Source organism: Staphylococcus intermedius NCTC 11048 (assembly GCF_002902385.1).
In the GTDB taxonomy this organism is placed as follows: domain Bacteria; phylum Bacillota; class Bacilli; order Staphylococcales; family Staphylococcaceae; genus Staphylococcus; species Staphylococcus intermedius.
Genome location: NZ_PPQH01000120.1, coordinates 1 through 1,247, shown reverse-complemented (window position 1 = coordinate 1,247; position 1,247 = coordinate 1). Strand labels below are relative to the sequence as shown.

1 protein-coding gene is annotated in these 1,247 nt (G+C 30.2%); it reads right to left on the bottom strand.

From position 1 onward, the window contains the following. Nucleotides 1-552: 552 nt before the first annotated feature. Nucleotides 553-1,131, bottom strand: a complete 579-nt coding sequence (locus CD138_RS13350) for a rolling circle replication-associated protein (RefSeq protein ID WP_019167676.1) — start codon at nt 1,129-1,131, stop codon at nt 553-555. Nucleotides 1,132-1,247: the final 116 nt, after the last annotated feature.

The window sequence follows — 1,247 nt, the reverse complement described above, 5'->3', positions numbered from 1 at the left end:
ATGCTGCAATAACAATAGATTATTTCTGGAGATGTGGTTATTTTCTCATTTCTCTGTATTTATATTATATGATTTTTAACTTTGCAACAGAACCAGTATAAATATATTCAAAACTCAATCAATCGGAAGTTTAATGTTCAGTATCGGAGAACTAACATTAAAAACAATAATATATTTTATTATATTTAAATTAATAATAATGCTAGCACTCAAAGTAATTAATTAAATATTTATTCCAATTTCCTTTTGACATGGAACCTTTGAGCTATATGATTTTCTGTTGGTGCTTGCTTGGTTTAATCCCAATTCAATCCCCACCAACATTTTCAACAAGTTGAAATATCATATAGCTCTTTTCCATTTCAAAAGTTTTCTCGGCATAAACGTCATCTTAAATATGTCTTCACAACGTCTAAGAGCTCATTCTAAACATTTAGGCCTATTTCTAATATTTTTATATCTTATTAACACTAAAACCTCTCTGTGAGCCTCTGAGCGCTGCCCAAACGCTTAATGGATTCCATCCTTGCGTTTTCAGAGGCTCACAGAAGTTTAAACTTTAAATAACCAAATATCACAAATATCATTGCTATGTGTTGGTTTTAATTCTCCATTCTCATCACATAATGGCAGAATATTTACTAAATCAGAATAATTGCCTGCATACACTTCAGGAAGCTTCAAACCTTTACTACTCCAATATTTAGCTTTATGTTTTCTCACAGGGCTATATAATAAATCTTTCGTAATATATTTAGTCATATAACTACTCACTTTTGATTTCGAACGCATCTTTTGAACATTCGTAAAACCATGTCCCCAATCAACGCAATTATACACCTTTTGATTATTGTAAGTATTACCACTATCAATCAGATTTGGCTCTAAATAACCTGTTATCATATGCCAATGAATTTGGCCGCTTTTATGACGTTCTGGAACAGCTATATAGTTAAACGGCTTATCACTTTTACGTTTATGTCTCCTTCTGATATTATGCAAAAATTTACTCATTAATTCATAAGCTAATTCATCACTAATTTCACCGCCATATTTTTTAGGGTCAAAGGTCAATGTCCAAAACATATCAAAATGATTGCACAACACATAATCTTTAATTAAATTTTTCACTTCAAAGATATGACTTTTTCGGTTCTGTTGCAAAGTTAAATTAGTATACAAATCTATACAAAATCAATAAACAAAATGCTGCAATAACAATAGATTATTTCTGGAGATGTGGTTAT